We start from the raw sequence: 25,600 nt of genomic DNA on the forward strand, positions 1-25,600 counted from the left end.
TCATTTATAAAAAAAGCCCACTGCAAATGTGGGCTTTTTTGTAGACTCATAAATATCAAGAATAAGAGCAGCATATGGAACTGATTTTCGCAGCAGCGCTATGCAGCGTTGCGGTCTCAATATTATTAAAAGTCGCCAAAAATAAGGGCTTGAGTCCGATACACATGATTAGCTGGAACTATATGACAGCCAGCCTCTTGTGTTTTTTCTGGTTCAAGCCTGATATTCAACATATTTCAATGTCTCAGACGCCTTGGTTGCTTATTCTGGCTCTGGGTATTTTGCTTCCGAGCGTATTCTTGTTTCTGGCCAAGGCTTTGCAAACGGCTGGGATTTTAAAAACCGAAATTGCCCAGCGACTCTCGGTAGTTTTGTCACTGGCTGCAGCCTATTTCATTTTTCAGGAACAGTTTAATCAGCTGAAAATACTCGGGATCGCTTTAGGTATTGGCGCAGTGCTGTGCATCCTGTTTTCACATCGACAAAGTACAGGACAGGGCAGTCAGGGAATGTTATATCTGGGCTTGGTCTGGGTCGGTTATGCACTGATAGATGTATTGTTGAAATATACAACCAGTCTTGGCCTGCAATTCGCGGTGGCGCTGAATCTGATGTTTGTTTGCGCTCTGATCATTTCGATGGGCTATCTGTTACTCAAATATAAAAGCTTGGGCTCGATGCAGAATATCGGCGCTGGTCTGTTATTGGGTATCCTGAATTTTGCCAATATTGCGTTCTATGTCAAAGCCCATATGCTGCTCAAGGATTCACCGGCGATCGTCTTTGCCGGCATGAATATTCTGGTGGTGGTATTTGGTGTGATAGCAGGTCTGGTATTCTTTAAAGAGCGGCTCAAACCTGCAAGTACTCTAGGATTGCTGCTAGGCTTGACTAGTGTGATTTGCCTAGCTTATGCAATGTCTGTTTGACATAAGAAGATGCAAATTCAATCGGATGTCGGAGCAGGTCGCCTGCTTCGGCCAGTCCAAGCAATAAACCGGTCTGTTGGCAGTCTGGACAATGCGGATAACGATGCTGCTGATCTTTATAGTGCTGGAGATAAATTTTATCGCAATGATGGCATTCAAATTTCAGGGATTTGGATGTAAGGAGCGACATAGATGACCTCTATTGTTATTCTATTAGATGGTAAATTAAATAAAGCAAAAAATAGGCCCGAATTGATATGGAAAGGGGCGCTTGACCCCTTTTATAGCACAAATTCCTTACAGTTTGGTGAAAATATCTTCAGCGGCAAGACGTGATTTAGGCAGTTTGGCATTGAAGTCGTTTTCACTGCGATAGCCTAAAGTCAGCAATACAGAGGGGATCAAGCCCTGTTCTGCGAGTTGTAATTCTTCACTAATCATCTCTTCGTCAAATCCGCCAATCGGGGTGGCATCAACCCCTTCAATTCCGGCAGCCAAGAGCATTTGACCGAGTGCAATAAAGGTCTGGTTTTCAGCCCAACGCTGAATATCACCTTTTTCATTACGATAATAATGAATATAACCTGCACGGGTGTTTTTCTGACCTTCCTTGGCGGATTCATCTTTAAATCGGCCACTGAGATCATCGCGGTTCAATAAGTTTTCCAGATGCAACTCATTAATATCGGCTTTGGTGCAGAATAAAATGGTATGGGATGAATCCAGAACTTTGGGTGCATTGTAGGCATAAGTACCGACCAAGGCTTTGGCAATGCGCTGTTTGGCTGCCTCATGATCGGCAATAAAAAAATGCCAAGGCTGAATATTGATTGAAGAGGGTGCCAGACGCAAAATTTCTAATAAGCGTTCAAACTGTTCTGCCGGGATTTTCTTGCTAGGATCATAGGCTTTAGTGGTATAGCGGGTCTGTGTGATCTTGAGTAAATCCATCAATGGACTCCAATCTTTTTAAATAAACAGCGAGTAGAAGTTTTAAATATATACATTTTTCACATCCCCTGATTATTACAATAAAAAAGCATCAGGCAAAGCCTGTTTTGAGATGATCTTGAGCTGGATTCAAGCAAAACTTAGAGTTAAATCAGATTAAAATCCAGTTTTTGTCTATTGGCACTTTTAAGCGAGAAGCGTTTAATAAGAGGCATCGCCAGCAACATGCAAATAGGTTAGCGGATGCAAGTGACCAATTACTTTAAACACAAACTGAAAACCCAGCAGCAAATCGGCTTATGGATTGGATTGGCAGATGCCTATGGAACCGAGATTGCGGCAAATGCAGGTTATGACTGGCTGCTGATTGATGGTGAGCATGCACCCAGTGATTTGAGAACGACTTTGTCGCAACTGCAAAGTATTGCTGCTTATCCCTCGCAAGCAGTGGTACGACCACCCATTGGTAGCGTACAACTGATCAAGCAACTCCTTGATATCGGTGCACAAACGCTGTTGATTCCGATGGTAGAAACCGTGGAACAGGCCGAACTCATGGTCAGGGCAGTCCGTTATCCGCCTGAAGGAATTCGTGGCGTTGGTGCTGCACTGGCACGTGCCACCCGCTGGAACAGCATTCCAAATTATTATCAGACGGCACATGAAGAAATCTGTTTATTAATCCAGATTGAATCGGTCACAGGACTTGAAAATCTGGATGCTATTCTTCAGATCGACGGGATTGATGGCGTGTTTATTGGCGCCGTTGATCTATCTGCCACTATGGGTTATCAAGGTGATCCGAATCATCCTGAAGTACAAAAAGCTGTAATTGATGCAATCCAGCGGATTCGTTCTGCAGGCAAAGCTGCAGGAATTCTGTCAACCCAGCATGAAGTGACGCAAAAATATATCGAACTTGGCACTGAGTTTGTAGCAGTGGGCGTAGATACCAGTGTTTTGATGAATTCCTTGCGTGATCTATTGGGGAAATATAAAAAGGATATCAATGTGATTAATCCGACTAGCGGTTATTAATCAACAAGAGATTCTGAATGAATAGCTTGCTTAGATTTTTAGTTTATTTTTAACCGGAAATTCTTTAGATGAGCTATTCATTCAGCCATAAGAAAATCATAATGAACCTTCAAGATGCAGAACAATTTTTACAAGAACAGCAGAACATCTTAGAGAACCAACGTCAGCAAAAAACTAGACGAGTGCAACAAGCCTTTTTTATGATTCACGTACTGTTTGTAGCGTTAAATGCTATTCTCTTGATCCTAAATTATCAAAAGACGGGAGAGTGGAACTTGCTGTACCTCGGGCTGAGTTTCATGTCTCTAATATTGATTTTAAGGTATTTAAAGACAGGTTTTGTTTATCAACGGAAATGAAGTAACGTTAAAATGAATTTTAGATCATAAAAATCAAAAGCCTAATAATTAACAAAGCATGAAAAAAGTTCTTAAAAATCCCATTCTATTGTCATTACAATGTAATTTTGCTTTTGCTGGATAAATAGCTTACACTGGTTGCACTTCAAGCAAGTACTGTTCTTGCTTCTATTATTATTTTAAGCTGATTGTGATGTACTTTTTAGTTCAAGTATTTGAACTCAAATAAGATCTACTAACCATAGAACTATTATGTAAACTAGGTTGTTATTAATCTCTCTCCATATAGTCACAAAAAGCTCATATCGTGTGAGTAAATATTTTGATCAAAATCAATGAATGGCATATTGCCACTGCCGCTGATGGCAATGAAATTAACGTGAAACTGGTTCCATTAAAGCGCAAGCAAAATACAATGGACGGTTTTATCTGGGTTGAGGTCGGTAAAATGATTCAATTGCCAACGGGTGAGGAATTTCAGTTCAATCTCGATGGTAAAAGTTTCTATACTGGGGTAAACCAGCTTTATCGTCTGTGTTAAGCAGATCAATATCGTAAAAAGTGGCTGATTAATATCGCCACTTTTTTAGTTTCAGGGTATCAAAACTTTGATCTTCCTGAATTTCCAGAATCTCTGCACTGTCTTCTTTCCAGTCGCCTAGTACAATTCTTCTTTTCTGGGCTAACTGATGAATGGCTGCGCGATGCGTATGACCATGGATCAGTACATCTACATCCTGTAATGCCAGCTCAACTGCATGTGGGTTGACGTCCATCACTTCATAGCTTTTAAACTGTTGTGCCTGATGGCTTTGTTGACGAAAGCGGTTGGCTAGTCTGGTTCGAAATGAGAGAGGGGTTTTTCTTAAGAAGCCAAGTAGCCAGGGATGACGAATAATCTTTTTAAAACGCTGATAGGAGACGTCATCGGTACATAGGGCATCGCCATGTTCCAGGCGAAAATGTGTTCCGGCAATGATTAGCTGATCGATTTCGGGAAGAAGCTGCCCGCCAAATCGAGCTAAAAATTTACTTCCTAAGACAAAATCCCGGTTGCCGGCCTGAAAATAGACTTGATTCCCAGCCTGAGTAAACTGTTTTAATGCAGTGACAATCTCGTCCAGCCACGGAGACTTATAATCATCACCAATCCAGGCATTGAACCAGTCACCCAAAATATACAGTTGGGTATTTTGATCTTGATACTCAGTTAATAAATCTAAAAACCCCCGAACAAGTCGAGGGTGATCAGGTGACAAATGTAAATCTGAGATAAACAGATAGATCACGAATCTTTTCCTTTTATTCCTCTCTAGATCCCTCATTCATATGAGGGATTTTCCATTACACCGTTTTAAAGCATCGCTTTAAAACTCATAAAGAACGGAGAGGACGTTTTTTATTCAGAAATGATTTTTGCAGATTCGATTACTACATTTTCTAGAGGAACGTCAGCGTGGTAGCCACGGTTGCCAGTACGTACGTTTTTGATTTCGTTCACAACGTCCATACCTTCAACGACTTTACCAAATACGGCATAACCCCAACCTTGAGCAGTTTTGCCAGAGTGGTTAAGGAATGAGTTGTTTTTCACGTTAATGAAGAACTGAGCAGAAGCAGAGTGCGGTGCTTGAGTACGCGCCATTGCAATCGTACCTTCGTCATTGGTCAAGCCGTTGTCTGCTTCGTTTTCGATCGCATCACGTGTTGCTTTTTCTTTGAAGTTTTCATCCATGCCGCCGCCTTGGATCATGAAACCATCAATAACACGGTGGAAAATTACGCCGTCATAAAAACCGTCACGTACGTATTCTAAAAAGTTAGCTACGGTTTTAGGTGCTTTTTCAGCATTGAGTTCTAGAACAATACGACCTTTATTGGTGTTTAATTCGACTTGAGGAAAACTCATTGTGTAATCTCCTGATCATGGACGAGTGCCATGGTTTTTTCTGAATGAGTGAAGCATAAGCAAACTACAATCGACAAGGCAAGTAAAAACATTATTTTCTTTGTTAAAAGCATAAAAATAATACCTTATTTATACGTTGATTTATCAAGGCATTTCAAATACTGCCAGACAGGGCGTTATATTCCCGACAGGCACGAATTGAATCATTTTCTGATTCCGTAAAGCGTTGATATTTTAGTTTTGGGCAGCTTACTGTATTTTCACTTTTTAAAATGAGTGAATTGAAATCAAATACCGTAGTTAGCGGTTGAGAGATTAATCACCTATAGTTAAACTAAGGAACTTTGATAATGAATATACGTACAGCTTGTACGATGAAATATTCGTTAATCCCTTTTTAACTTTAGAAGTGAATGATTGATCATGAAGCCAAATGATGTTGTGACATCTCTGCCCGAGAACCCGACCCAAAAGAACAATGCAGTCGATTCAGTGCAGCAGCAAGAACAACAACCAGGCTTGGACTTTGTACGTCAGGTCATTACCGATGATTTAGCCGCTGGTCGCGTTCAACAGGTGGTGACGCGTTTTCCGCCTGAGCCGAATGGCTATTTACATATTGGCCATGTGAAAGCAATTTGCTTGAACTTCGGAATTGCTGAAGAATTTAAAGGTGTGTGTAACCTGCGTTTTGATGATACCAATCCGGATGCCGAAGAACAGGAATATGTGGATGGTATTGCCAATGACGTGAAATGGCTGGGTTTCCAGTGGGAAGGTGAGCCGCGTTATGCATCAAGCTATTTCGATCGACTTTATACCTGGGCAGTTCAGCTGATTGAGCAGGGCGATGCCTATGTGGATTTGCAAAGCCCTGAAGAGATCCGTTTAAACCGTGGTAATTTCGTTGAGCCAGGTAAAAACTCGCCACAACGCGATGCAACGGTTGCAGAAAACCTGGAGCGTTTTGAGAAAATGCGCAGCGGTGAATATGCAGAAGGTCAGGCTGTATTACGTGCCAAGATCGATATGACGTCACCGAACGTGCATATGCGTGATCCGATTTTGTACCGTATCCTGCATTCAGCGCATCATCAGACTGGCGATAAATGGAAAATTTATCCAATGTATGACTATGCGCATCCACTTTCTGATGCGATTGAAGGCATTACGCATTCACTGTGTACTTTGGAATTCCAGGATCACCGTCCGTTCTATGACTGGGTGGTGGCAAAAGTTAAATCACCATCCGTGCCACGTCAGTATGAATCGAGCCGTTTGAATGTGGACTATACCATCACCTCAAAACGCAAATTGCGTAAGCTGGTTGAAGGTGGTCATGTAAATGGTTGGGATGATCCACGTATGCCAACTGTAGTGGGTATGCGTCGTCGTGGTTTCACACCTGAAGGTCTACGTGATTTCTGTCAACGTGTCGGTGTGTCGAAGGTTGATGGCAGTATCGTCGATGTAGCCATGCTGGAATACTGTATTCGCCAGTCTCTGGAAAATACCGCAGCTCGTGGTATGGCAGTGTTAAATCCATTAAAAGTGACTTTAACCAACTTGCCAGCCGATATGGACCTGACCCATTCACGTCATCCGAATGTCGATATGGGCGAGCGCGTTATTCCATTGACGACTGAGCTGTATATTGACCGTAAAGACTTTGAAGAAGAGCCACCAAAAGGCTTTAAACGTTTGATTCCAGGTGGTGAAGTCCGTTTACGTCATGCCTATGTGATCAAATGCGACGAAGTCATTAAAGATGAAAATGGCGAAGTGGTTGAGCTGAAATGTTCGATTGATCCTGAAACTTTGGGTAAAAATCCTGAAGGTCGTAAGGTCAAAGGTGTGATTCACTGGGTATCTGCGACAAAAGGCGTTCCTGCAGAAGTGCGTATTTACGACCGTCTGTTTACGGAGTCTGATCCAGAAGTGGGTGATGACTTCTTGGCAAACCTGAACCCTGAATCATTGAAGGTGGTTCAGGCCGTGATTGAGCCTGCATTAGCGCAAGCTCAGCCGGAGGATCGTTTCCAGTTTGAGCGTGAAGGTTATTTCGTGGCAGATCAATATGATCATTCCAGCGAAAAACCGGTATTTAACCGTATTCTGGATCTTAAGGACAGCTTTAAACCAGGCAAATAAGCTGGTTTAAGTCAGAATGTAAAAAGCCCAACTCTGGTTGGGCTTTTTCAATACAGCAGGGAAAATTGCATGATTGTGCGTGATAAGAATAATAGTTTGGGGTTACTGTTTGCCTGGCAGGGAACGATTCTGCCCAAGGTGCTGCCCGCATTAATCTTGGTGGTTTTTATTTCCGCTTTGCTGGTGTATTTGAGTCAGGCGCATTTCGTGAGCCTTCCTGCTGTCCCGGCAATTGGCTTTACCATCTTTGGTGTCATTCTCTCGATTTTTTTAAGTTTTAGAAATACAGCCTGCTATGATCGCTGGTGGGAAGGTCGTAAGCTTTGGGGTGCGTTGATTGCAACCACGCGTCATTTATGCCGCGACAGCCATGTGCTAGATAATCAAACCCGTGAAATGTTGCTGTATCGCATGATGCTGTTTACCCATTTGTTACGTGACCGGTTGAGACAGCAAACGCCCAGTATTCAGGATTATCAGGCGACTACCGGTTTTGAACCTAAATCATTTGAGCAATTGTCCATGCAAATCAATCCTTCACAATGGGTGCTGGAACAGATGCAAAAAGAGCTGGTGCAGCAATATAAGCAGGGTAAGATCAGCGATATTATTTATAACAACCTGAATCAGCACACTGTGGCTTTGGGAGATATTCAGGCTGGTTGTGACCGGATTTTGTCAACGCCATTGCCATTTTCTTATTCGGTGCTGTTGCATCGTGCGGTTTATTCTTTTTGCTTTATCCTGCCTTTCAGTTTGCAGGCGAATTTGGGACTGTGGACACCAATTTTAGTGGGATTGATTGGTTATATGCTACTCGGGCTGGACGAGCTCAGTGCGGAGCTGGAAGAACCCTTTGGCCTACAGGACAACGATCTGCCGCTAGATTCAATTGTACGACTAGTAGAGCGGGAAACTCTAAGCTCTTTAGGTAAAGCACTACCTGAGGCGATTCAAGCCAGAAAAGGCTATTTAACCTGATTCCTTATCTGAATCTTCAAAATGTAAACACGAACTTAAAATTTCTTGCTCACAAAAAATCATCGGCAGGCTGAGCTTTAAATTAACGATGTTTAAGATTGGTCAGGTCTGACACTTTAGTTTTAGCCTGATCTTGCAATTCACGGTATTGTTGCAAACGCAGATTGGCTTTATCTCTGAGCTTCTTCTTGATGTACAGCGCCAATGCGAAACTGGTGGTGGTCAGGGTCAGGAACATGCTGTTCATAAAACTCATCATCGAGCTGATATAACCAATCGTGGTCAGACGATTCATCATATAAATCACTTGCGGGCTGCTTTCTACGCCGGTAATGGCCCAGGTACACAAATGTTCGCAATTATTAATAATCAAATGATAGTTATTTTCATGCATTCTGGATCGCATGCGGCGCACCACTTTACGACCTTTATATTTTACTGAGTCATAATGCTGCATATGAATCGGTTTGCCATGACTGAATTTTTCAATCGAGGTGATTTCAATGGGGCGTTTCTTGAATAAATGCGCAAAGCCGGAATAATGAATGACACGACCACGTCCGGCGTAAATCCCATGATGGGTATAACCGAAATGTTTAACCATAAGGTGTGCGCCTATGGGAAACCGTTTAGTCTGTTGCATATCAGAATTAAGCCATTTAAAAAGCATTGTCGTTTAATAGGAAGTGTACTGTGTTTTGCTAAATTAATCGATGCCTTGCCTGAGTTTCAGATCAGAATTGAAGAGTTATTAAGCCAAATTTAAAGGGATTTAAAGAAAGCAGAATTTAGAACATATTCTTCTGATAAAGGTTTTAAATAGCCTAAGCAAGCCTTAACATTTCTTCAAATCAAAGGGGATCAAATGAGTTGTTTAGAGTTTTCCTGCCTGATCCCTGAAGCTTTTAAAGTTGAAGTTAATAAACTATGCTGAAATAGAGAAGACCAAACCCTTAAACTAAACTTTCAAGCATAAAAAAGCACCTGACTACGCAAGTGCTTTCTTTATACGGCTGTAACCTTGGCCGATTACTGCAATGGCAAGTGCTGAAGTTCATTCAGTTCTTTGCGGCTATAGCCGCGAGATACAAGAACCTTTTTAATTCCGATGATGATTTCTTCATCAGTAGCTTTAGAAAGTGCTTCAAGAAGCTGTTCATTTGTCTTGCAAGAGCAATCATTTTCAACACAAGCAATTTGATTCTTGTGTTCATTGTGTTGTTCATTAGAAAACAACTTTTGCCAAAAACTCATAGAGCCTTCATACAACAACCTAACATAGAGTGAAATATAGCCAATTAAATAAATAAAGCAATAGGACCTATGTGATAAAAGCAGCAGTCAGGCTAGAAAATTTCCGATTGAAGCCTAAAGGTCTAACGATATTTCTTGCTGTACAAGTCAATATTTATTATTAAATACATGATTTATAGTATAAAAAATGGAGCTTCAAAAAGCTCCATTTTTGTAACAATATAATAAATTGAAACAAATTCTTTATACTTTTTCCAACAATACACCCGTTTCAACATGATGTGTATACGGGAACTGGTCAAACATGGCGAACTTGCTGATTCTATGCGTTTGAGACAACTGTTTCAGATTGTCATATAAGGTATCTGGATTACAAGAAATGTAAATAATACGCTGGAAACGCTGTAACAGTTTCAGCGTTTCATCATCAATACCAGCACGCGGTGGATCGACAAATACCGTATCAAAATCATAAGTCGAAATGTCAATTTGTGCTTCCTGCAAACGACGGAAAACACGTTCGCCATTATAGGCTTGAGTGAATTCTTCGGCAGACAGACGCGCAACCTGAATATTTTCAATCTGGTTCTGCTCAATATTCCACTCAGCTGCATAAACTGAAGATTTGGCTAATTCAGTGGCCAAAACACGGCGGAATTTGGTCGAAAGCGGCAGGGTAAAGTTCCCATTGCCACAGTAGAGTTCCAGCAAATCTTTATCTGATTGTTCCGCTGCATCACATGCCCATTCCAGCATTTTTTGACAAACTTGTGCATTGGGCTGGGTGAAGCTGCTTTCGATCTGCTTATATTTATAGTGACGATCAAAAACAGACAGTTCTTCCACCACATATTCATCAGTCAGGACGAATTTCTGGCCACGGCTTCGGCCAATCAGTTTAATATTCAGTTTTTCCGCCAGTGCTTTTGCTGCAGGTTCCCAGCTTTCATCCAGCTTGCGGTGATAAATCAGGGATACCAGAACCTGACCACTTAACGTCGCCAGAAAATGGACTTCAAATAAACGATGACCCAGATTGGCATCTGCCTTGAATGCTGCCAGTAGTTGCGGCATCAAGTTATTAATACTGCGGTCTGCAATTGGAAACTCATCAATACGAATCACTTTTTTATTGTTGTTTTCGTCACGTTCGAACATGGCATAAAACAGATCATCTTCAGTATGCCAGATCCGGAATTCAGCACGCATGCGGAAATATTTTTCAGGAGACTGGAATACTTCTAAAGCAGGTGGTTGATATTCGGCAAACTGAGCGCTGATGCGTTCAATTTTGGCTTCAAGTTGTTGCTGATAAGATGAAGTCATATGCAGTAAGAAATCGCAAATATTTTAAAGCGCAAATGGTAGCAAAAAATTGCCGATCTGCCTAAGCCTATTGTAGTCAAGCCGCTTTAAAAGCTGCATAAAAAAGACCAAACCTTCTGAGGAGAGAGGTTTGGCCATAAAGAGGAAAGATTTAAGCTAAAAATGCTGAGATGATTGGACTGATTTAGAGATTATCCATCGTCATCAAGCTGGCATTGCCGCCTGCCGCCGCCGTATTGATACTGATCGCGCGTTCAATCACAAATCGCTCGACCGGAATATCATAGTTGCCCGAACTTAAATGGGTGATACCAATAATTGGACCTTGGCGTGTTGCAATGCGTTTCTGCAAGTCAATCAGTTCAGTAGTGTCACCATGATGCAGGACGGCCTCAAATACACCTGTTTCAATATCCCGGACCACTTTAAATTGCTTGCTAACCGCGGCTGGCATGGTTGGTAAATATTTCAGAATAAAAGTATTGTTTGCCAGTACCGCAGGACGACTGCCAACCGATAAAATCGCCAGAATTTGCTGAATCTGGTCTTGATCCCTATGTGCTAACGAGAGAACGCTTTCACGTGGCAAGATCATGTATTGATTTTCCTCGCCAGTTGGGCCTTGCAGGCTAAAGCTTTGACCAGTCGCAATTTGCATAGGCGCTTTTAAAGATAAAGTTGGGAAAGTTTTAGCTACCCAGGCTTTAAACTCCTGAACAAGTTTATGTTCAACAAGTGCTGGCTCAGCTTGAGCTGCATAAGGCTGAGCCAGTTTTTTCTCGGATACTTGATGCATTAAACGATAGATATACAACGGGCCACCCGCTTTCGGGCCGGTGCCGGACAGACCTTCACCACCAAAAGGCTGGACGCCCACGACCGCACCAACGATATTGCGGTTGATATACAGGTTGCCGACTTCCGCTCGTGCAATCACGGTTTGCATGGTTTCATCAATACGCGTGTGCAAGCCCATGGTCAGGCAATAACCCTTGCTGTTGATCTGATCTAACAACTGTTCCAGTTCGCCATATTTATAGCTGATCAGATGCAGTACCGGGCCAAACACTTCACGTTCCAGATCATCCAGATTTGGCAGTTCAATCAGGGTTGGTGCAATGAATGTTCCTGGAGTTAATTCAGTCTGGTCCTGATTAAACATCAACTGATGAACTGTATGACCTTTGCTGCGCATCTGCTCAATATGCTTTTGGATATTTTGCTGGGCTTCTGCATCAATCACTGGACCAATATCGGTTTTCAGCAAGACCGGATTGCCAACGCGCAACTGTTGCATGGCACCTTTGAGCATGTTGCGAACAGCCTCCAGATTATCCTCTTGCACACAAAGGACACGCAGGGCAGAACAGCGCTGACCGGCACTGTCATAGGCAGAGCTCACAACATCCAACACCACCTGTTCAGTCAATGCAGATGAATCCACAATCATGGCATTTTGACCACCAGTTTCAGCAATCAGGGTGACGCTTTCTCCAAACTGGTTTATTCGTTCTGCCACGGTTTTTTGTAGAATTTGGGCGACCTCGGTGGAACCGGTAAACATGATGCCCTGAATACGTGGATCTGCACTGAGCTGTGCACCAATGGTTTCACCACGGCCCGGCAATAGCTGTAACACATCCTGCGGAATGCCGGCTTCCCATAAAATCTGTACGGCTTGTGCTGCAATGAGCGGTGTTTGTTCAGCCGGTTTGGCAATCACGGTATTGCCAGCGACCAGCGCTGCTGAAATCTGACCGGTAAAAATCGCCAGCGGGAAGTTCCATGGACTGATACATAGTACAGTACCTAAAGGCTGGATCTGTACATTGTCACTGAGATCCAAAACTTGAGCTGCATAGTAACGCAAGAAATCTACCGCCTCACGTACTTCGGCAATCGCATTGGCATAGGTTTTACCTGCTTCGCGAGAAAGAAGAACCATGAGCGGAAGCAAACGCTGTTCCATCAGTTCTGCGGCTTTATTCAGGCAGGCAGCACGCTCATTTTTTGGCAGATTGGCCCAGAAACTTTGTGCATTAACTGCTTGAGTGAGTGCAATTTCGGCCTGTTCAGAAGTTGCTTCATAGACTGTGCCGACCACATCCTGATGGTGTGCTGGATTGATCACTGGAACTGCATGGGGCGTATCCACGCTGCTAAATGCCGTTCCCATAGCAGCTGACTGAAATTGCGTATTTGCCAGACTGGATGCGACTTCATTTAAAATACTGAGTTCAGCATCATTGGCCAAATCGAGTCCTGAAGAGTTCAATCGTGCATCGGTATAAAGATCTTGCGGATAGGGAATCTGGGGATGCTTGGCACCCATCACGCCTTCTTGTTTTGATGCCTTTAAAATGGTTTGCTGTGGATTTTCAATCAAATCTTCAATTTTCAAGGTTTTGTCAGCAATACGATTGACGAAGGAGGTATTGGCACCATTTTCCAGTAAGCGGCGCACCAGATAAGCCAGCAAGGTTTCATGATTGCCGACGGGCGCATAGATCCGGCATGGTACACCGAGTTTATTTTTCGATGGATCGCCCACGACATTTTCATACAGTGGTTCGCCCATGCCATGCAGACATTGGAACTCATATTGGCCGGCATAATACTGCTCAGGTTGTGCCAGCTGATAGATCGTCGCTACCGTTTGTGCATTGTGAGTGGCAAATTGTGGGTAGATATAATCCGGTTCAGCCAACAGCTTACGCGCACAAGCAATATAAGACAGATCCGTATGCACCTTACGAGTAAATACCGGGTAATCCGACATTCCATCAATTTGGGCTTTCTTGATTTCGCTGTCCCAATATGCGCCTTTGACCAGACGAATCATCAAGCGTTTCTGGCTGCGCTTCGCCAGATCAATGATGTAATCCACCACATAGAAGCAGCGTTTTTGATAGGCTTGAATCACAAAGCCAATGCCTTTCCAGTCCTGCAGTTGCGGTTCAAAACACAGGCGTTCTAACAGTTCCAATGAAATCTCAAGGCGATCGCTTTCTTCAGCATCGATATTTAAACCAATATTGTACTGCTTGGCCAAGACTGCGAGTTTAAGTACTTTTGCATAGAGCTCATCATGCACGCGATCCATTTGCGAACGCTGATAACGGGGGTGCAGCGCAGAGAGTTTGATAGAAATGCCAGGCCCGTCATAAACATCCTTATCCTGCGAAGATTGACCAATGGCATGAATGGCTTGCTGATAATCCTGATAATAACGTTCAGCATCCGGATCGGTCAGTGCAGCTTCACCCAGCATGTCATAGGAATAGCGAAAGCCTTTTTCTTCCAGCGGCTCCGCATTTTTCAGGGCTTCATCAATGGTTTCACCCGTAACAAACTGCTCGCCCATCATGCGCATGGCAACATCGACGGCCTTACGGATAATCCCGCGACCACTGCGTGCCAAAAGGCCAGTTAATAAACTAGACAGGCTTTTTTGCTGTGGGGTTTCCATCAGCTTGCCGGTCAGCATCAGTCCCCAGGCTGCTGCATTCACAAACATCAATTGGCTCTGGCCCAAATGTTCTTTCCAGTTACCTTGATTGATTTTGTCACGGATCAGCAAGTCACGTGTGGCTTTGTCCGGAATCCGCAGTAAGGCTTCTGCCAGACACATCAGGGCAATGCCTTCCTGAGAAGATAAAGAAAATTCCTGCAATAAGCCTTGGACAATACCGGCTTTCCCAGTGGAACTTTTGCGTTCACGTAAGGAATGTGCGAGATCAAAGGCAAGCGCCTGAATCTTGTCACTCATCTCGGAAGAAATTTCACTATGGGCCAATAACTCTTCGACGCATTCAGTTTCTGCACGACGCCATACCGTATTAATACGTTCTTCGTATTGGTTTTTGTGTTTAAATTCAGCAATATAATTTGAGTGCTGGGCTGAATCTAAAATTGAATCTGGGCGGAGAGTGGTTGGCATAGTGACTTCCTGTACTGCGTCAATCAGTTCTTTGAGGTGAATGAGTTTTAATCTATAATCACAGAATATTTGACGAATATCTCACTATAGTTTTCGATTTTTTTAGAGAATAATTCTAATGCCAAGTCCTTATTTGAACCTTGACCGTATAGATATTCGTATATTGGGTTTATTGCAATCCGATGCCAAGCTATCCAATATCAAACTGGCTGAACTGGTCAATTTATCGCCTACAGCAGCCTTGGCGCGTGTACAAAAGCTGACCCGGGAAGGTTTTATTGTGGGCTATGAAGCGCGCCTCAATCCAGTCATGTTGAATAATGGTTTTGTGGTCTTTGTTGAAATTTTATTGGATAAAACCACGCCGAATGTTTTAGATGAATTTTCCCATGCTGTGCGGCAGATTCCTGAAATTATCGAGTGTCATATGATCAGTGGCGGGTTTGATTTCGTGGTAAAAATCCGCTGTGCCAATATGGATGAGTTCCGGAAAATCTCTGGTCAGATCTTGTGGCAATTGCCCGGAATTAAAGAAACGCGCAGTTATCCGGTGATGGAAGTGATTAAAGAAAGTCAGCAGATCCATCTGAAAATGCCGGGAAAAGCCAAGTAATTTTCAAGAACTTCATTTGTGAATCTAAGAAACATAAAAGGGACGATTAAGTCCCTTTTATGTGCAAGAAAAAAGGTGATTATTTTTTCATTTCTGCCATTTCTTTTTGATACTCGGCTTTAGCCATTTCAAAGCGTTTGACCACATCAGCACTCGGTGCTTTATCCAGCAGGCTGACGATGATAATGCTGAGGGTGGCCAGAATAAAGCCTGGAATGATCTCATACAGACCGGTATCACCCATATAATTTTTCCAGACAATTACAGTCATGGCACCAACCACCATACCCACAATTGCGCCGTTGAGGGTCATTCGTTTCCAGAATAGCGACAAGATAATCAGCGGGCCAAATGCAGCACCAAAGCCCGCCCAGGCATAAGCCACCAGACCCAAAACCTTACTGTTCGGATTAATCGCCAGTGAAATGGCAATTAGGGCAATCACCAAGACCATGCCGCGACCGACCCAGATCAGTTCTTTTTGTGAAGCATTTTTACGCAGGAAACTCTTATATAAATCTTCGGTCAGGGTGGTTGAGCAGACCAGAAGCTGACAGCTCAAGGTGCTCATGATTGCTGCCAGAATCGCAGCCAGAATGATTCCGGCAATCCAAGGATTAAACAGAATTTTGGTCAACTCCATAAATACCGTTTCAGGGTTTTGATTGACCACCGAGGCCAATGCGGGATTGACACTGAAGTAGGCAATACCGATATAACCGGCAGCCACTGCACCGCCTAGGCATAGAATCATCCAGGTCATGCCAATACGGCGCGCAGCAGGAATGGTTTTGACCGAATCTGCTGCCATAAAACGCACCAGAATATGCGGCTGACCAAAATAACCCAAGCCCCAGGCCAGACTGGAAATAATCGCAACGGTGCTTAAACCTTCAAGCATACTGGAGGCATGTGGGCGAGCCGATTCAAGGATGACACTCACTTGCTGGCTGTTGTCGCCCAGGGCCAAGAAGGTAATGATCGGAGTCAGCAATAAGGCAAAAATCATCAAACCGGCCTGAAATGTATCGGTCCAGCTGATCGCCAAAAAGCCACCAATACAAACATAGAGAATCGTCGCCATCGCACCAATCACAAGCGCTGTGGTGTAATCCCAGCCAAACAGGCTTTCAAACAGACGTGCACCCGCGACCATGCCCGAAGCACAATAAATAGCAAAGAACACCAGAATCACCAGGGCAGACAAGACCCGTAAAATGCGTTTACGGTCGGAAAAACGGCTGGTGAAATAATCCGGCAAGGTCAGGGCATTGTTCTGATATTCAGTATGGGCACGCAGTCGACCTGCCACCAGTAACCAGTTCAGCCACGCGCCGATAATCAAACCGATCGCAATCCAGGCTTCTGACAGGCCAGACAGGTAAATGGCTCCCGGAAGACCCATCAACAGCCAGCCACTCATATCCGATGCGCCCGCCGAAAGTGCAGTAACGACACTGCCCAGACTCCGTCCACCTAGAATATATTCGTCAAAATTGGAGGTGGCACGATAAGCATATAAACCGATTGCAATCATGGCGATAATATAAAACATGAAAGTAATCAGGGTGGGGTTTAAAGAAGTCATGGGCAGGTCATCCTGTAAATATGGAAATCATCGTCCAAGATGATTTTTTGTACTGAGATCGCAAGGAGGTGATTCAAGCATGGTTTAAAAATTACACTCTGTAACAATTACACAGCTTTTATGTATACCTATTGTAAATATAGTAGTAATTCACTGAAATTGAATTAGGAACAACTTAAGCGGATAAAAGGCAATACGACGTCGAATTCAGGGGAAAAGTGGAAATTTTGAATAAATAATGAAAATATTTGAATTTTAGCTAACTGCTTACACAATCTTACAAAACTCACAGCTTTAGCGTATTGGTAATAAATCGTAGCAAATCTAGGTTAAAGTCTTCCTATTAGGCCTGTATTTGTTTGCTCATATTAATGTCACACCAAATACGGTGCATCGCCAAGAGTATTTTTTAGTGGACAATATGCTTCAAATCGAACCGACCCGCATTGAACGTGATTTATTGGGGGAAAAACAAATCCCGTTGCATAGCTATTATGGGATTCATACCTTACGTGCCATCGAAAATTTTAAGATTTCTGGATTGGCGGTGGGGCAACAAACGCATTTTATTCGTGCTTTGGCCCAAGTGAAAAAAGCTTCGGCACAGGCCAATCTGCATTTTCAAAAATTGTCCGAGCAGACCAGCACTGCCATTCAAAAAGCTTGTGATGAATTGATTCAGCATCCGGAAGCGTGGCAAGCGGCATTTCCACTCGATCCTTATCAGGGCGGTGCCGGAACCTCCATCAATATGAATGCCAATGAGGTAATTGCCAATATTGCACTTGAAATGTCGGGCCATCAGAAAGGCGATTATCACATTCTGCATCCGAATGATCATGTGAATACCTCGCAATCGACCAATGATGTCTATCCAACGGCTTTGCGTCTGGCGACCTATAGCAGTCTGGATGAATTGTTGAGCGTGCTTAAAGCATTGATTGACTGTATTGACCATAAAGCTGCCGAATTTGAATATGTCATCAAGATGGGACGTACCCAGTTACAAGATGCCGTGCCGATGACCATGGAACAGGAGTTCCGGGCATTTGCCACCTTATTAAAAGAAGACCTGAAGCTGATTGGACAGATGCGACAGTTATTGCTAGAAGTCAATTTAGGCGCCACCGCCATTGGAACCGGGGTCAATACACCGCCGGGCTATGCCAAGCGGGTGGTGGAAATCTTGGCGCACCTGACAGGTTTACCTTTAAAAGGTGCGGCAGATTATGTCGAGGCGACCAGCGATTGTGGCGTCTTTATTATCTTGTCGAGTAGTTTAAAACGTCTAGCAGTGAAATTGTCCAAAATCTGTAATGATCTGCGCCTGCTCAGTTCGGGACCGCGTACAGGTCTGGCTGAAATTCGTTTACCTGAGTTACAGGCAGGTTCTTCGATCATGCCGGCAAAAATCAATCCGGTAATTCCAGAAGTTGTGAATCAGATTGCATTCCGGGTGATTGGTAATGACTTAACCATTACTATGGCTGCGGAAGCCGGGCAGTTACAATTGAATGTCATGGAACCTGTGATTGCCGTGACGATGAATGAATCAATTCAATTATTGACCCAAGGTATGCAAACCTTGAATCAGAAATGTATTGCTGGTATTCAGGCCAATGAACAGATTTGCTTAAGTTCCGTCATGCGCAGTGTCGGGATTGTGACCTTGCTTGAACCGATTCTGGGACATGCCAAGTGCGATGAAATCGGCAAACAATGTATGTGGGAAAATAAAACCGTGCCACAGGTGGTATTAGAGTTAGGCTTATTGAGTGAAGCGCAATTAGAAGAGATTTTTGCATTTGAAAATCTGGTGTCTGAAATCCCTTCAGCAGAGAATCAGCTCGAACAGGTTTCTTAACATACATATACCTATTAAATCGTCTGAAACAGCGAATCGCTGCTATTTTGATAATTTGCCTCAAGTTCAGGATGTGGATTTGAGGCATTTTCATCTAGACTAGAGCCTGAACTATATTTGGCTGGGTAAATGGCGATGTTTGATAAAATCAATGCATTATTTAAAAGTAATAAACCGACTGCTGCACAGCTATATTTAGAAGAGCAGAATATCCAGTATGTAGAAGGGACTGGTTATATCGTCGATGATATTCAACTCAATCAGGAATTGGGTCCACGGTTGGAGTATTTGTCCAATCGCCGTTTAAAACAGTTTGATGATTTAAAAGCGTTATATGACACCGCGATGCTGATCAATGAAAAAATTGATCTGGAAATTGCCCATCAGCGTTTTAATGCAAGTTTGGGGAATACCGAAGAGAATCTGCTGCAATTTAAAATGATTCTTAAGAAGTTAAATGATTATTATCGTAACTTTCTGCGCGATCAAAAATAAGCTGCAAAAGTGGCTTAAAATCGAAGTATATGGATGTGGCAAGACTGCATAAAAATAACAAAATATCCTGAGATCATCGTGCTAGTATAAGCCTCAGGTTATTTAGACTTTAAAGCTATATCCATGTTCCAGCAAGAAATTTCCCAACTCAATTTACCACAGCTCAAAGCAGGCGAGAAACGCTGGTTAGGCAATCTGCAAGGTTCCTCAACCGCCTTATTGCTTAAAGAAATCGTGCAGCATCAATCGCGTTTATTTATCGTGATTGCGCGTAATAATCAGCATTTGGGTCAACTGGAAAGTGAACTGGAATTTTATGGGATTAAACCCACGATTTTTCCGGATTGGGAAATCTTGCCTTATGATCGTCTCTCCCCACATCAGGATATTGTCTCGGAACGTCTGGCAATCTTATCCAATATGCCCAAAACTGGTGTACTGTTGTTGTCCGCCTCAACTTTGGCACAACGTGTGGCGCCAACCTCATGGATTCTGGGTGAGCATTTCGATATTCATGTCGGTCAGAAATTTGATCTGGAACAACAAAAGAAAAAGCTGATTCAGACCGGTTATCATCTGGTCGATACCGTCTATGATCCAGGTGAATTCGCGGTACGCGGCAGTATCATGGATATCTACGCATCGGGACAGGAAGCACCGATTCGGATTGACCTGTTTGATGATGAAATTGAAAGCCTGAAATTTTTCGATGCCGAAACTCAGCGCACCACGCAAAGTTTGCAGCAGTTTACCGTATTGCCGGCACAGGAATTTCCGCTCAAGGAAGGTCGTGCCACTTTCCGTGACCGCTATGCCGAATTTTTCCCGACCGCGAATCCAAAGAAAAACCCGATCTATCAGGATGTGATGGATGGCATAGTCTCGCCGGGAATCGAGTTTTATTTGCCCTTGTTTTTCAGCGCGGAAGCCATGCAAGGCCAAAGTTCACTGATTTCGTACCTACCAAAGAATGGCATTGTCATTACAGATAAGGCTCTGGACGAAAGTCTCAGCCAGTTTTGGCAAGATGTGGTGCGCCGTTATGAAGATCGTCGCCACAATGTCGACCAACCGATCATGCCGCCTGAAAGCCTGTTTTTTCAGACCAATCAGGTGCTGGAGCAGCTGAACCAGTTTGCACGCATCATTGCCGCACAAACGCCTTTTGACCAAAAAGCTGGAGTATTGAATCTTGATACCCAGTTGCCACCACGTTTGCCCGTAGATCCGAAACGTGAAAAACCGTTTCATGAAGTTAAAAAATATATTGATCAGGCCAATCATCCGGTACTGCTGGTGGCTGAAAGTGCTGGACGCCGGGAAAGTCTTAAAGACGCCTTAAGGCCAAGTCTGGGTGATATTCCAACAGTTGAAAATTTTGATAGTTTTATTCAATCTCTGTATGCAATTGCCATTACCAATGCGCCTTTAGAGCGTGGTCTGGTATTGACTGATCGCATCAGCGTAATTTCTGAAAATCAGCTGTATGAACATCGGGTAGTACAGCGCCGTAGAAAACGTCAGCAGGAAGTTTCGGAAGAGTTTCTGATTCGCAGCTTGACCGAGCTGACCATGGGCGCACCTGTGGTGCATATCGACTACGGCGTTGGACGTTATGCTGGTCTGGTCACCTTAAGTATTGATGATCAGGATCACGAATTTTTGCAGCTGGATTATGCGGATGCCGCCAAAGTGTATGTGCCGGTGACCAATCTGCATTTAATCAGCCGGTATAGTGGTGGTGATCCGGATCTGGCACCGTTACATAAGCTCGGTACAGATGCTTGGAATAAAGCCAAACGTAAAGCACTGGAACAGATTCACGATGTCGCGGCCGAATTGCTGCATATTCAGGCACGGCGTTCTTCTAAGCCTGGAATCAGTTTTGAAGTCGATCAAAGCCTGTATATGCAATTTGCCAGTGGCTTTGCCTATGAAGAAACACTGGATCAGGCCAAGGCGATTGAAGCGACGTTGCATGACATGCAGCAGGCCAAGCCGATGGATCGACTGGTGTGTGGTGATGTGGGTTTCGGTAAGACAGAAGTCGCAATGCGTGCCGCATTTGTTGCAGTACAGAATAACCGGCAGGTGGCGATTCTGGTACCGACCACTTTGCTGGCACAGCAGCATTATGATTCATTCAAAGACCGCTTCGCCGATTGGCCAGTCCGGATTGAAGTGCTGTCACGTTTCGGCTCTTCCAAAGCACATACCAAGACCATTGACGACCTGATTGAAGGTAAAGTCGATATTGTGATTGGTACACATAAGATTTTGCAGGAAAATGTTCAGTTTAAGAATCTTGGCTTGATGATTGTCGATGAAGAGCATCGTTTCGGGGTGCGCGACAAGGAACGAATCAAGGCCATGCGTGCCGATGTCGACATGCTGACACTGACTGCAACTCCAATTCCACGGACACTGAATATGGCCTTTAGTGGCATGCGTGATCTGTCGATTATCGCCACACCGCCGGCACGCCGTCTTGCGGTGAAAACCTTTGTGCAGGAACATACCGATGACACCATTAAAGAAGCGATTCTGCGTGAATTGCTGCGCGGTGGTCAGGTTTATTTTCTGCATAATGAAGTTGATACAATCGATCGTGCCGCCGAGCATATCCGTAAACTGGTGCCGGAAGCGCGGGTGATTGTGGCCCACGGACAGATGCGTGAACGTGAACTGGAGCAGGTGATGCAGCAGTTCTATCACAAGGAATACAATGTTCTGGTATGTTCGACCATTATTGAAACCGGGATTGATGTTCCGAATGCCAATACCATTCTGATTGAACGTGCTGACAAGCTGGGCCTGGCACAATTACATCAGCTACGCGGACGTGTAGGACGCTCACACCATCAGGCTTATGCCTACTTAATGGTGCCGTCTTTAAAAGCCTTAAAAGGTGATGCAGAAAAACGTCTGGATGCCATTCAGCGTGCTTCGACCTTGGGTGCCGGTTTTATGCTGGCAACCGAAGATCTGGAAATTCGCGGCGCAGGTGAGTTACTAGGTGAGCAGCAGAGTGGTTCGATGCAGGCCATTGGTTATAGCCTGTATATGGAAATGCTGGAAAAAGCCACCAAAGCCATTCAAAAAGGCAAAACGCCAAACTTCGATGCACCATTGTCATTGACTGCCGAAATTACCCTGCATATGCCAGCGTTGATTCCAGATGAATATCTGGGTGATGTCCATCAACGTCTGTTGTTCTATAAACGCATCAGTAATACTGATACCCAGGAAAAACTGGACAATATCCGGATGGAATTGATCGATCGTTTTGGTATACCGCCGCAACCGGTCAAACAGCTCTTTTCTGTACATCAGATTCGATTGAAAGCCGAACAGCTTGGTATTACTAAAATTGATATCAGCAGTCAGGGCGGGCATATTGAATTTGCGCCGGATACTCCAGTTCAGGCCATGACGATTATCCAGATGATGCAGAAAAGTCCGACCTATTTCCGGATGGATGGCGGTCAACGTCTGAAAGTGATGGTGATGCTGGAAGACTATCAAAAGCGGATTCAGTTTATACAGGATTTACTGGACAGTCTGCTTAAAGAATTGCACTGATTTTATTCGATTAAATCAGCCTGAAAATTCAGTTTGGATTTCATTTTCCAATGAAGTTTGCAGGAACAACAGGCTTGATTTTTTTAATGAATTGTTTACAGTAATTGTTGTGATGTGCTTCGCAACAAATCATGAGAATTTGTCTTTAAACACATTGCTTTCAATATTCAGCTTCAGTTGGATATGTTAGTATTAGCCATCATTCTAATTTTGCATCATTTATAAAGATATGTTTAGTTTGCATCCACAACTTGCTCAAGATACGTTTTTTGTAGGCGACTTTCCTTTGTCAACATGTCGTTTGATGAATGATATGCAATTTCCCTGGCTCATTCTGATTCCACGTGTGCCGGGTGTCTCTGAATTATATGAATTGAGTCAAGCTGACCAAGAGCAGTTTTTAAGAGAGTCAAGCTGGTTATCAAGCCAGCTGGCACGTGTTTTCCGTGCAGATAAAATGAATGTAGCAGCGCTGGGTAATATGGTGCCGCAATTGCATTTTCATCATGTAGTTCGTTATCAGAACGACGTTGCATGGCCGAAGCCTGTTTGGGGTACACCTGCTGTTCCTTATAGCAGTGAAGTATTGGCACATATGCGTCAAACCTTAATGCTGGCTTTACGTGGTCAGGGCGACATGCCATTTGACTGGCGCATGGACTAATCAGTCAAGGCATTCCGAGAACCATGAACAGTTGCGGACTTCAGGGAGTGAGTGAGTGCAATTAGACGACTGGATTCAAAAAGAACCCCATCAGTTTGAGTATTTCCATCGCATGATGGGATACATCATGCTGTCTGTGGTTCTGGTCGTCTTTCATTACACTGAACCAGATACCCAGTATCAGCTTTTTGTTCCATTTTTTTTGTTTCTGGTTTTGCTAATTACACCGAAACTATCTCGCTGGCTGATCTATCGTCATGATTATCACATCCGGCGTAATATTCTTTTCCTGATTGATGTCATTGTCATTTCGGTGGTTTTGGCGGCCGTGCATCTGGACTTGGTCTTGTCCTTGCTGGGTTTGGTCGCAGTGCTCTATACCGCGATCAGCAATAAAATTTCATTTATGATGGCATCTCTAGCCAGCCTGATCGGGATTACGCTTTTTTATCTGGCCAATATTCTGGTCTTTGGGTTTAATAATTATTTCGAACCGACCAGCAGTGAGTTGACCGTTTTAGGCTTTATCTGTCTGATTACCTATTTTGGTGTCGGAAGTTTTTATCAAAGTGGTCGTGTGCAATACATGACCCAGAAAAAAGACCATTATTTCGAACAGATGAACCGTTATATGGAATTTGCCAATCAGCTGAGTCGCTATGCGCCCGTGCAGTTGTGGCAATCCATTATGAAAGGTGAATCTGAAGCCAAAATTGAATATAAACGTAAAAAGTTGACGATCTTTTTCTCTGATATTCAAGGTTTTACCGAGCTATCTGAAACCCTGATTCCAGACGATTTAGCTTTCCTGCTGAATGACTATCTGCGGCACATGACTGAAATCGCCAAAAATTATGAAGCGACTGTCGATAAATTCATGGGTGATGCGATCCTGATTTTCTTTGGTGATCCGAACTCTGAAGGTGTGGAACAGGATGCCAAGAACTGCATGGAAATGGCATTGGCGATGCGTCAGCAAATGAAATTGCTGCGGGAACGCTGGATTAAAATGGGTTATCCGCCATTGCATATCCGTATGGGGATTTCGACCGGTTATTGCCATGTAGGGAATTATGGGGCAACGCATCGTATGGCCTATACCATTGTAGGGCGTGATGCCAACCTGGCAGCGCGTTTGCAAAGTGCAGCGGAAGTTGATGAAATCCTGATTTCGGAAGATACTCATAATTTGATCAAAGATGATTATCTTTGCGCACCGAAAAAGCCGATTTTCCTGAAAGGCATTAAAGCACCTGTAAGAACTTGGCAGGTCATGGAAAAATACGCGTCTCAGAAAGTTGAGTATCAGCGCTGGTTCGATTATGAATATAAGGGCTTTCATTTATTACTGAATCTGGATGAAGTGCAAAACTTTGAATATCCCGAGCTGATTCATGTGCTGGAAAAAATGATTAAACGTATTGAAACTCAGCAGAAAATGACCAATTCGCAAGGCATTGTCAAGCTGAAGCTGGAAGATGAAGTGATTGAACATATTTAGAATTGATCTAAATTAACTCAATCCAAATAAAAAATATTTGATTAAAACTGCTTATATTTAAATATAAAAAACCACGCCTGAGCGTGGTTTTTTATTTTAGCCTGCAACGAAAATCTTAGTGATTTTCTGACGCATGGTTAATGGTGTATTTTGGAATTTCAATTTCCAGATCTTCATCGTCCAGTTTAACCTGACAAGAAAGACGTGAATCAGGTTCTAAACCCCAGGCACGATCGAGTAAGTCAGCTTCAACATCATCCATTTCTTCCAGGCTGTCAAAACCTTTGCGTACCACTACATGGCAGGTGGTACACGCTGCTGACATATCGCAAGCATGTTCGATTTTAATGCCATTTTTTAGCAGGCTTTCGCAAAGATTGGCATTTTGTTCGACTTCAAACTCAGCACCTTCGGGGCAAATCTGCGCATGTGGAAGAACTTTAATACGTGGCATA

At 43.5% G+C, this 25,600-nt stretch carries 21 protein-coding genes; 11 read left to right on the plus strand and 10 right to left on the minus strand.

From position 1 onward, the window contains the following. Window positions 1-74 precede the first annotated feature (74 nt). Window positions 75-929 (plus strand): EamA family transporter, encoded by an 855-nt coding sequence (locus ACP7AK_RS01830; protein WP_425878257.1) that lies wholly within the window; start codon window positions 75-77, stop codon window positions 927-929. Here the strand turns inward: ACP7AK_RS01830 and ACP7AK_RS01835 are convergent. Beyond that, window positions 892-1,119, minus strand: a complete 228-nt coding sequence (locus ACP7AK_RS01835; RefSeq protein WP_425878259.1) for a hypothetical protein — start codon at window positions 1,117-1,119, stop codon at window positions 892-894. The two genes, ACP7AK_RS01830 and ACP7AK_RS01835, sit on opposite strands and share 38 nt — an antisense overlap. 107 nt (window positions 1,120-1,226) lie before the next feature. After that, window positions 1,227-1,880 (minus strand): oxygen-insensitive NAD(P)H nitroreductase, encoded by a 654-nt coding sequence (gene nfsB, locus ACP7AK_RS01840; protein WP_219309527.1) that lies wholly within the window; start codon window positions 1,878-1,880, stop codon window positions 1,227-1,229. A gap of 243 nt (window positions 1,881-2,123) precedes the next feature. Between nfsB and hpaI the strand changes: the two genes are divergently transcribed. Together hpaI and ACP7AK_RS01850 are read left to right on the plus strand one after the other, a co-directional pair. Next, on the plus strand, window positions 2,124-2,918 hold the full coding sequence (gene hpaI / locus ACP7AK_RS01845) for a 4-hydroxy-2-oxoheptanedioate aldolase (protein ID WP_004279848.1): 795 nt from the start codon (window positions 2,124-2,126) through the stop codon (window positions 2,916-2,918). 681 nt (window positions 2,919-3,599) lie between these two features. Next, entirely contained in the window at window positions 3,600-3,818 is a 219-nt protein-coding gene (locus tag ACP7AK_RS01850; RefSeq protein WP_004279847.1) for a hypothetical protein, read from the plus strand. 28 nt (window positions 3,819-3,846) lie between these two features. Here the strand turns inward: ACP7AK_RS01850 and ACP7AK_RS01855 are convergent, their stop codons facing one another. Together ACP7AK_RS01855 and ACP7AK_RS01860 are read right to left on the minus strand one after the other, a co-directional pair. Beyond that, window positions 3,847-4,566, minus strand: coding sequence for a UDP-2,3-diacylglucosamine diphosphatase (locus ACP7AK_RS01855; protein ID WP_425878262.1), 720 nt, complete (start codon window positions 4,564-4,566; stop codon window positions 3,847-3,849). Window positions 4,567-4,676: 110 nt separating this feature from the next. Continuing rightward, window positions 4,677-5,186, minus strand: a complete 510-nt coding sequence (locus ACP7AK_RS01860; protein WP_004279844.1) for a peptidylprolyl isomerase — start codon at window positions 5,184-5,186, stop codon at window positions 4,677-4,679. 423 nt (window positions 5,187-5,609) lie between these two features. Between ACP7AK_RS01860 and ACP7AK_RS01865 the strand changes: the two genes are divergently transcribed. Both ACP7AK_RS01865 and ACP7AK_RS01870 read left to right on the plus strand, forming a co-directional pair. Beyond that, a complete protein-coding gene (locus ACP7AK_RS01865) occupies window positions 5,610-7,337 on the plus strand; it encodes a glutamine--tRNA ligase/YqeY domain fusion protein (RefSeq protein WP_425878264.1) in 1,728 nt (575 codons plus the stop codon). Between the two features lie 69 nt (window positions 7,338-7,406). Next, window positions 7,407-8,318, plus strand: a complete 912-nt coding sequence (locus ACP7AK_RS01870) for a bestrophin family protein (RefSeq protein ID WP_425878266.1) — start codon at window positions 7,407-7,409, stop codon at window positions 8,316-8,318. A gap of 82 nt (window positions 8,319-8,400) precedes the next feature. Here the strand turns inward: ACP7AK_RS01870 and ACP7AK_RS01875 are convergent, their stop codons facing one another. The 4 genes from ACP7AK_RS01875 to putA all read right to left on the minus strand — a co-directional run bounded on the left by ACP7AK_RS01875 (window position 8,401) and on the right by putA (window position 14,838). Continuing rightward, window positions 8,401-8,961, minus strand: a complete 561-nt coding sequence (locus ACP7AK_RS01875) for a lecithin retinol acyltransferase family protein (protein WP_425878268.1) — start codon at window positions 8,959-8,961, stop codon at window positions 8,401-8,403. Window positions 8,962-9,347: 386 nt separating this feature from the next. Continuing rightward, window positions 9,348-9,572, minus strand: a complete 225-nt coding sequence (locus ACP7AK_RS01880) for a hypothetical protein (RefSeq protein ID WP_034436106.1) — start codon at window positions 9,570-9,572, stop codon at window positions 9,348-9,350. Between the two features lie 243 nt (window positions 9,573-9,815). Continuing rightward, window positions 9,816-10,898: a tRNA (uridine(54)-C5)-methyltransferase TrmA gene (trmA, locus tag ACP7AK_RS01885; protein WP_311203456.1), complete on the minus strand. Its 1,083-nt coding sequence runs from the start codon at window positions 10,896-10,898 to the stop codon at window positions 9,816-9,818. Between the two features lie 184 nt (window positions 10,899-11,082). Further along, window positions 11,083-14,838 (minus strand): trifunctional transcriptional regulator/proline dehydrogenase/L-glutamate gamma-semialdehyde dehydrogenase, encoded by a 3,756-nt coding sequence (gene putA / locus ACP7AK_RS01890; protein ID WP_425878271.1) that lies wholly within the window; start codon window positions 14,836-14,838, stop codon window positions 11,083-11,085. 118 nt (window positions 14,839-14,956) lie between these two features. Between putA and ACP7AK_RS01895 the strand changes: the two genes are divergently transcribed. Beyond that, window positions 14,957-15,451, plus strand: coding sequence for an Lrp/AsnC ligand binding domain-containing protein (locus ACP7AK_RS01895; RefSeq protein WP_004279833.1), 495 nt, complete (start codon window positions 14,957-14,959; stop codon window positions 15,449-15,451). Window positions 15,452-15,530: 79 nt separating this feature from the next. Here ACP7AK_RS01895 and putP read toward each other — a convergent pair whose 3' ends face one another. Beyond that, window positions 15,531-17,039, minus strand: coding sequence for a sodium/proline symporter PutP (gene putP / locus ACP7AK_RS01900; protein ID WP_004279831.1), 1,509 nt, complete (start codon window positions 17,037-17,039; stop codon window positions 15,531-15,533). 421 nt (window positions 17,040-17,460) lie between these two features. On the opposite strand from putP, the gene ACP7AK_RS01905 reads away from it, so the two are divergent. The 5 genes from ACP7AK_RS01905 to ACP7AK_RS01925 all read left to right on the plus strand — a co-directional run bounded on the left by ACP7AK_RS01905 (window position 17,461) and on the right by ACP7AK_RS01925 (window position 25,145). Continuing rightward, a complete protein-coding gene (locus ACP7AK_RS01905; protein ID WP_425878585.1) occupies window positions 17,461-18,903 on the plus strand; it encodes an aspartate ammonia-lyase in 1,443 nt (480 codons plus the stop codon). Between the two features lie 129 nt (window positions 18,904-19,032). Next, window positions 19,033-19,398 carry a hypothetical protein gene (locus ACP7AK_RS01910; protein ID WP_425878273.1) on the plus strand — a complete coding sequence of 122 codons (366 nt, stop codon included), beginning with the start codon at window positions 19,033-19,035 and terminating at the stop codon, window positions 19,396-19,398. A 123-nt stretch (window positions 19,399-19,521) separates the two neighbouring features. Continuing rightward, window positions 19,522-22,980, plus strand: a complete 3,459-nt coding sequence (gene mfd, locus ACP7AK_RS01915; RefSeq protein ID WP_425878275.1) for a transcription-repair coupling factor — start codon at window positions 19,522-19,524, stop codon at window positions 22,978-22,980. Window positions 22,981-23,209: 229 nt separating this feature from the next. Next, on the plus strand, window positions 23,210-23,644 hold the full coding sequence (locus ACP7AK_RS01920; RefSeq protein ID WP_004646760.1) for an HIT domain-containing protein: 435 nt from the start codon (window positions 23,210-23,212) through the stop codon (window positions 23,642-23,644). A gap of 55 nt (window positions 23,645-23,699) precedes the next feature. Next, entirely contained in the window at window positions 23,700-25,145 is a 1,446-nt protein-coding gene (locus ACP7AK_RS01925; RefSeq protein ID WP_180038714.1) for an adenylate/guanylate cyclase domain-containing protein, read from the plus strand. A gap of 115 nt (window positions 25,146-25,260) precedes the next feature. Here ACP7AK_RS01925 and fdx read toward each other — a convergent pair whose 3' ends face one another. Then, window positions 25,261-25,599 carry an ISC system 2Fe-2S type ferredoxin gene (fdx, locus tag ACP7AK_RS01930; protein ID WP_004279821.1) on the minus strand — a complete coding sequence of 113 codons (339 nt, stop codon included), beginning with the start codon at window positions 25,597-25,599 and terminating at the stop codon, window positions 25,261-25,263. Window position 25,600: the final 1 nt, after the last annotated feature.

The sequence above is a fragment of the Acinetobacter sp. TWP2-2-3 genome, from assembly GCF_049896445.1.
Lineage (GTDB): Bacteria > Pseudomonadota > Gammaproteobacteria > Pseudomonadales > Moraxellaceae > Acinetobacter.

What these genes read in the sequence shown, in the direction of transcription:
- ACP7AK_RS01830 (WP_425878257.1), top strand. Translation starts at nt 75, where the DNA reads ATGGAACTGATTTTCGCAGCAGCGCTATGCAGCGTTGCGGTCTCAATA.
- ACP7AK_RS01835 (WP_425878259.1), bottom strand. Translation starts at nt 1,119, where the DNA reads ATGTCGCTCCTTACATCCAAATCCCTGAAATTTGAATGCCATCATTGC.
- nfsB (WP_219309527.1), bottom strand. Translation starts at nt 1,880, where the DNA reads ATGGATTTACTCAAGATCACACAGACCCGCTATACCACTAAAGCCTAT.
- hpaI (WP_004279848.1), top strand. Translation starts at nt 2,124, where the DNA reads ATGCAAGTGACCAATTACTTTAAACACAAACTGAAAACCCAGCAGCAA.
- ACP7AK_RS01860 (WP_004279844.1), bottom strand. Translation starts at nt 5,186, where the DNA reads ATGAGTTTTCCTCAAGTCGAATTAAACACCAATAAAGGTCGTATTGTT.
- ACP7AK_RS01865 (WP_425878264.1), top strand. Translation starts at nt 5,610, where the DNA reads ATGAAGCCAAATGATGTTGTGACATCTCTGCCCGAGAACCCGACCCAA.
- ACP7AK_RS01870 (WP_425878266.1), top strand. Translation starts at nt 7,407, where the DNA reads ATGATTGTGCGTGATAAGAATAATAGTTTGGGGTTACTGTTTGCCTGG.
- ACP7AK_RS01875 (WP_425878268.1), bottom strand. Translation starts at nt 8,961, where the DNA reads ATGCAACAGACTAAACGGTTTCCCATAGGCGCACACCTTATGGTTAAA.
- ACP7AK_RS01880 (WP_034436106.1), bottom strand. Translation starts at nt 9,572, where the DNA reads ATGAGTTTTTGGCAAAAGTTGTTTTCTAATGAACAACACAATGAACAC.
- trmA (WP_311203456.1), bottom strand. Translation starts at nt 10,898, where the DNA reads ATGACTTCATCTTATCAGCAACAACTTGAAGCCAAAATTGAACGCATC.
- putA (WP_425878271.1), bottom strand. Translation starts at nt 14,838, where the DNA reads ATGCCAACCACTCTCCGCCCAGATTCAATTTTAGATTCAGCCCAGCAC.
- ACP7AK_RS01895 (WP_004279833.1), top strand. Translation starts at nt 14,957, where the DNA reads ATGCCAAGTCCTTATTTGAACCTTGACCGTATAGATATTCGTATATTG.
- putP (WP_004279831.1), bottom strand. Translation starts at nt 17,039, where the DNA reads ATGACTTCTTTAAACCCCACCCTGATTACTTTCATGTTTTATATTATC.
- ACP7AK_RS01905 (WP_425878585.1), top strand. Translation starts at nt 17,461, where the DNA reads ATGCTTCAAATCGAACCGACCCGCATTGAACGTGATTTATTGGGGGAA.
- ACP7AK_RS01910 (WP_425878273.1), top strand. Translation starts at nt 19,033, where the DNA reads ATGGCGATGTTTGATAAAATCAATGCATTATTTAAAAGTAATAAACCG.
- mfd (WP_425878275.1), top strand. Translation starts at nt 19,522, where the DNA reads ATGTTCCAGCAAGAAATTTCCCAACTCAATTTACCACAGCTCAAAGCA.
- ACP7AK_RS01920 (WP_004646760.1), top strand. Translation starts at nt 23,210, where the DNA reads ATGTTTAGTTTGCATCCACAACTTGCTCAAGATACGTTTTTTGTAGGC.
- fdx (WP_004279821.1), bottom strand. Translation starts at nt 25,599, where the DNA reads ATGCCACGTATTAAAGTTCTTCCACATGCGCAGATTTGCCCCGAAGGT.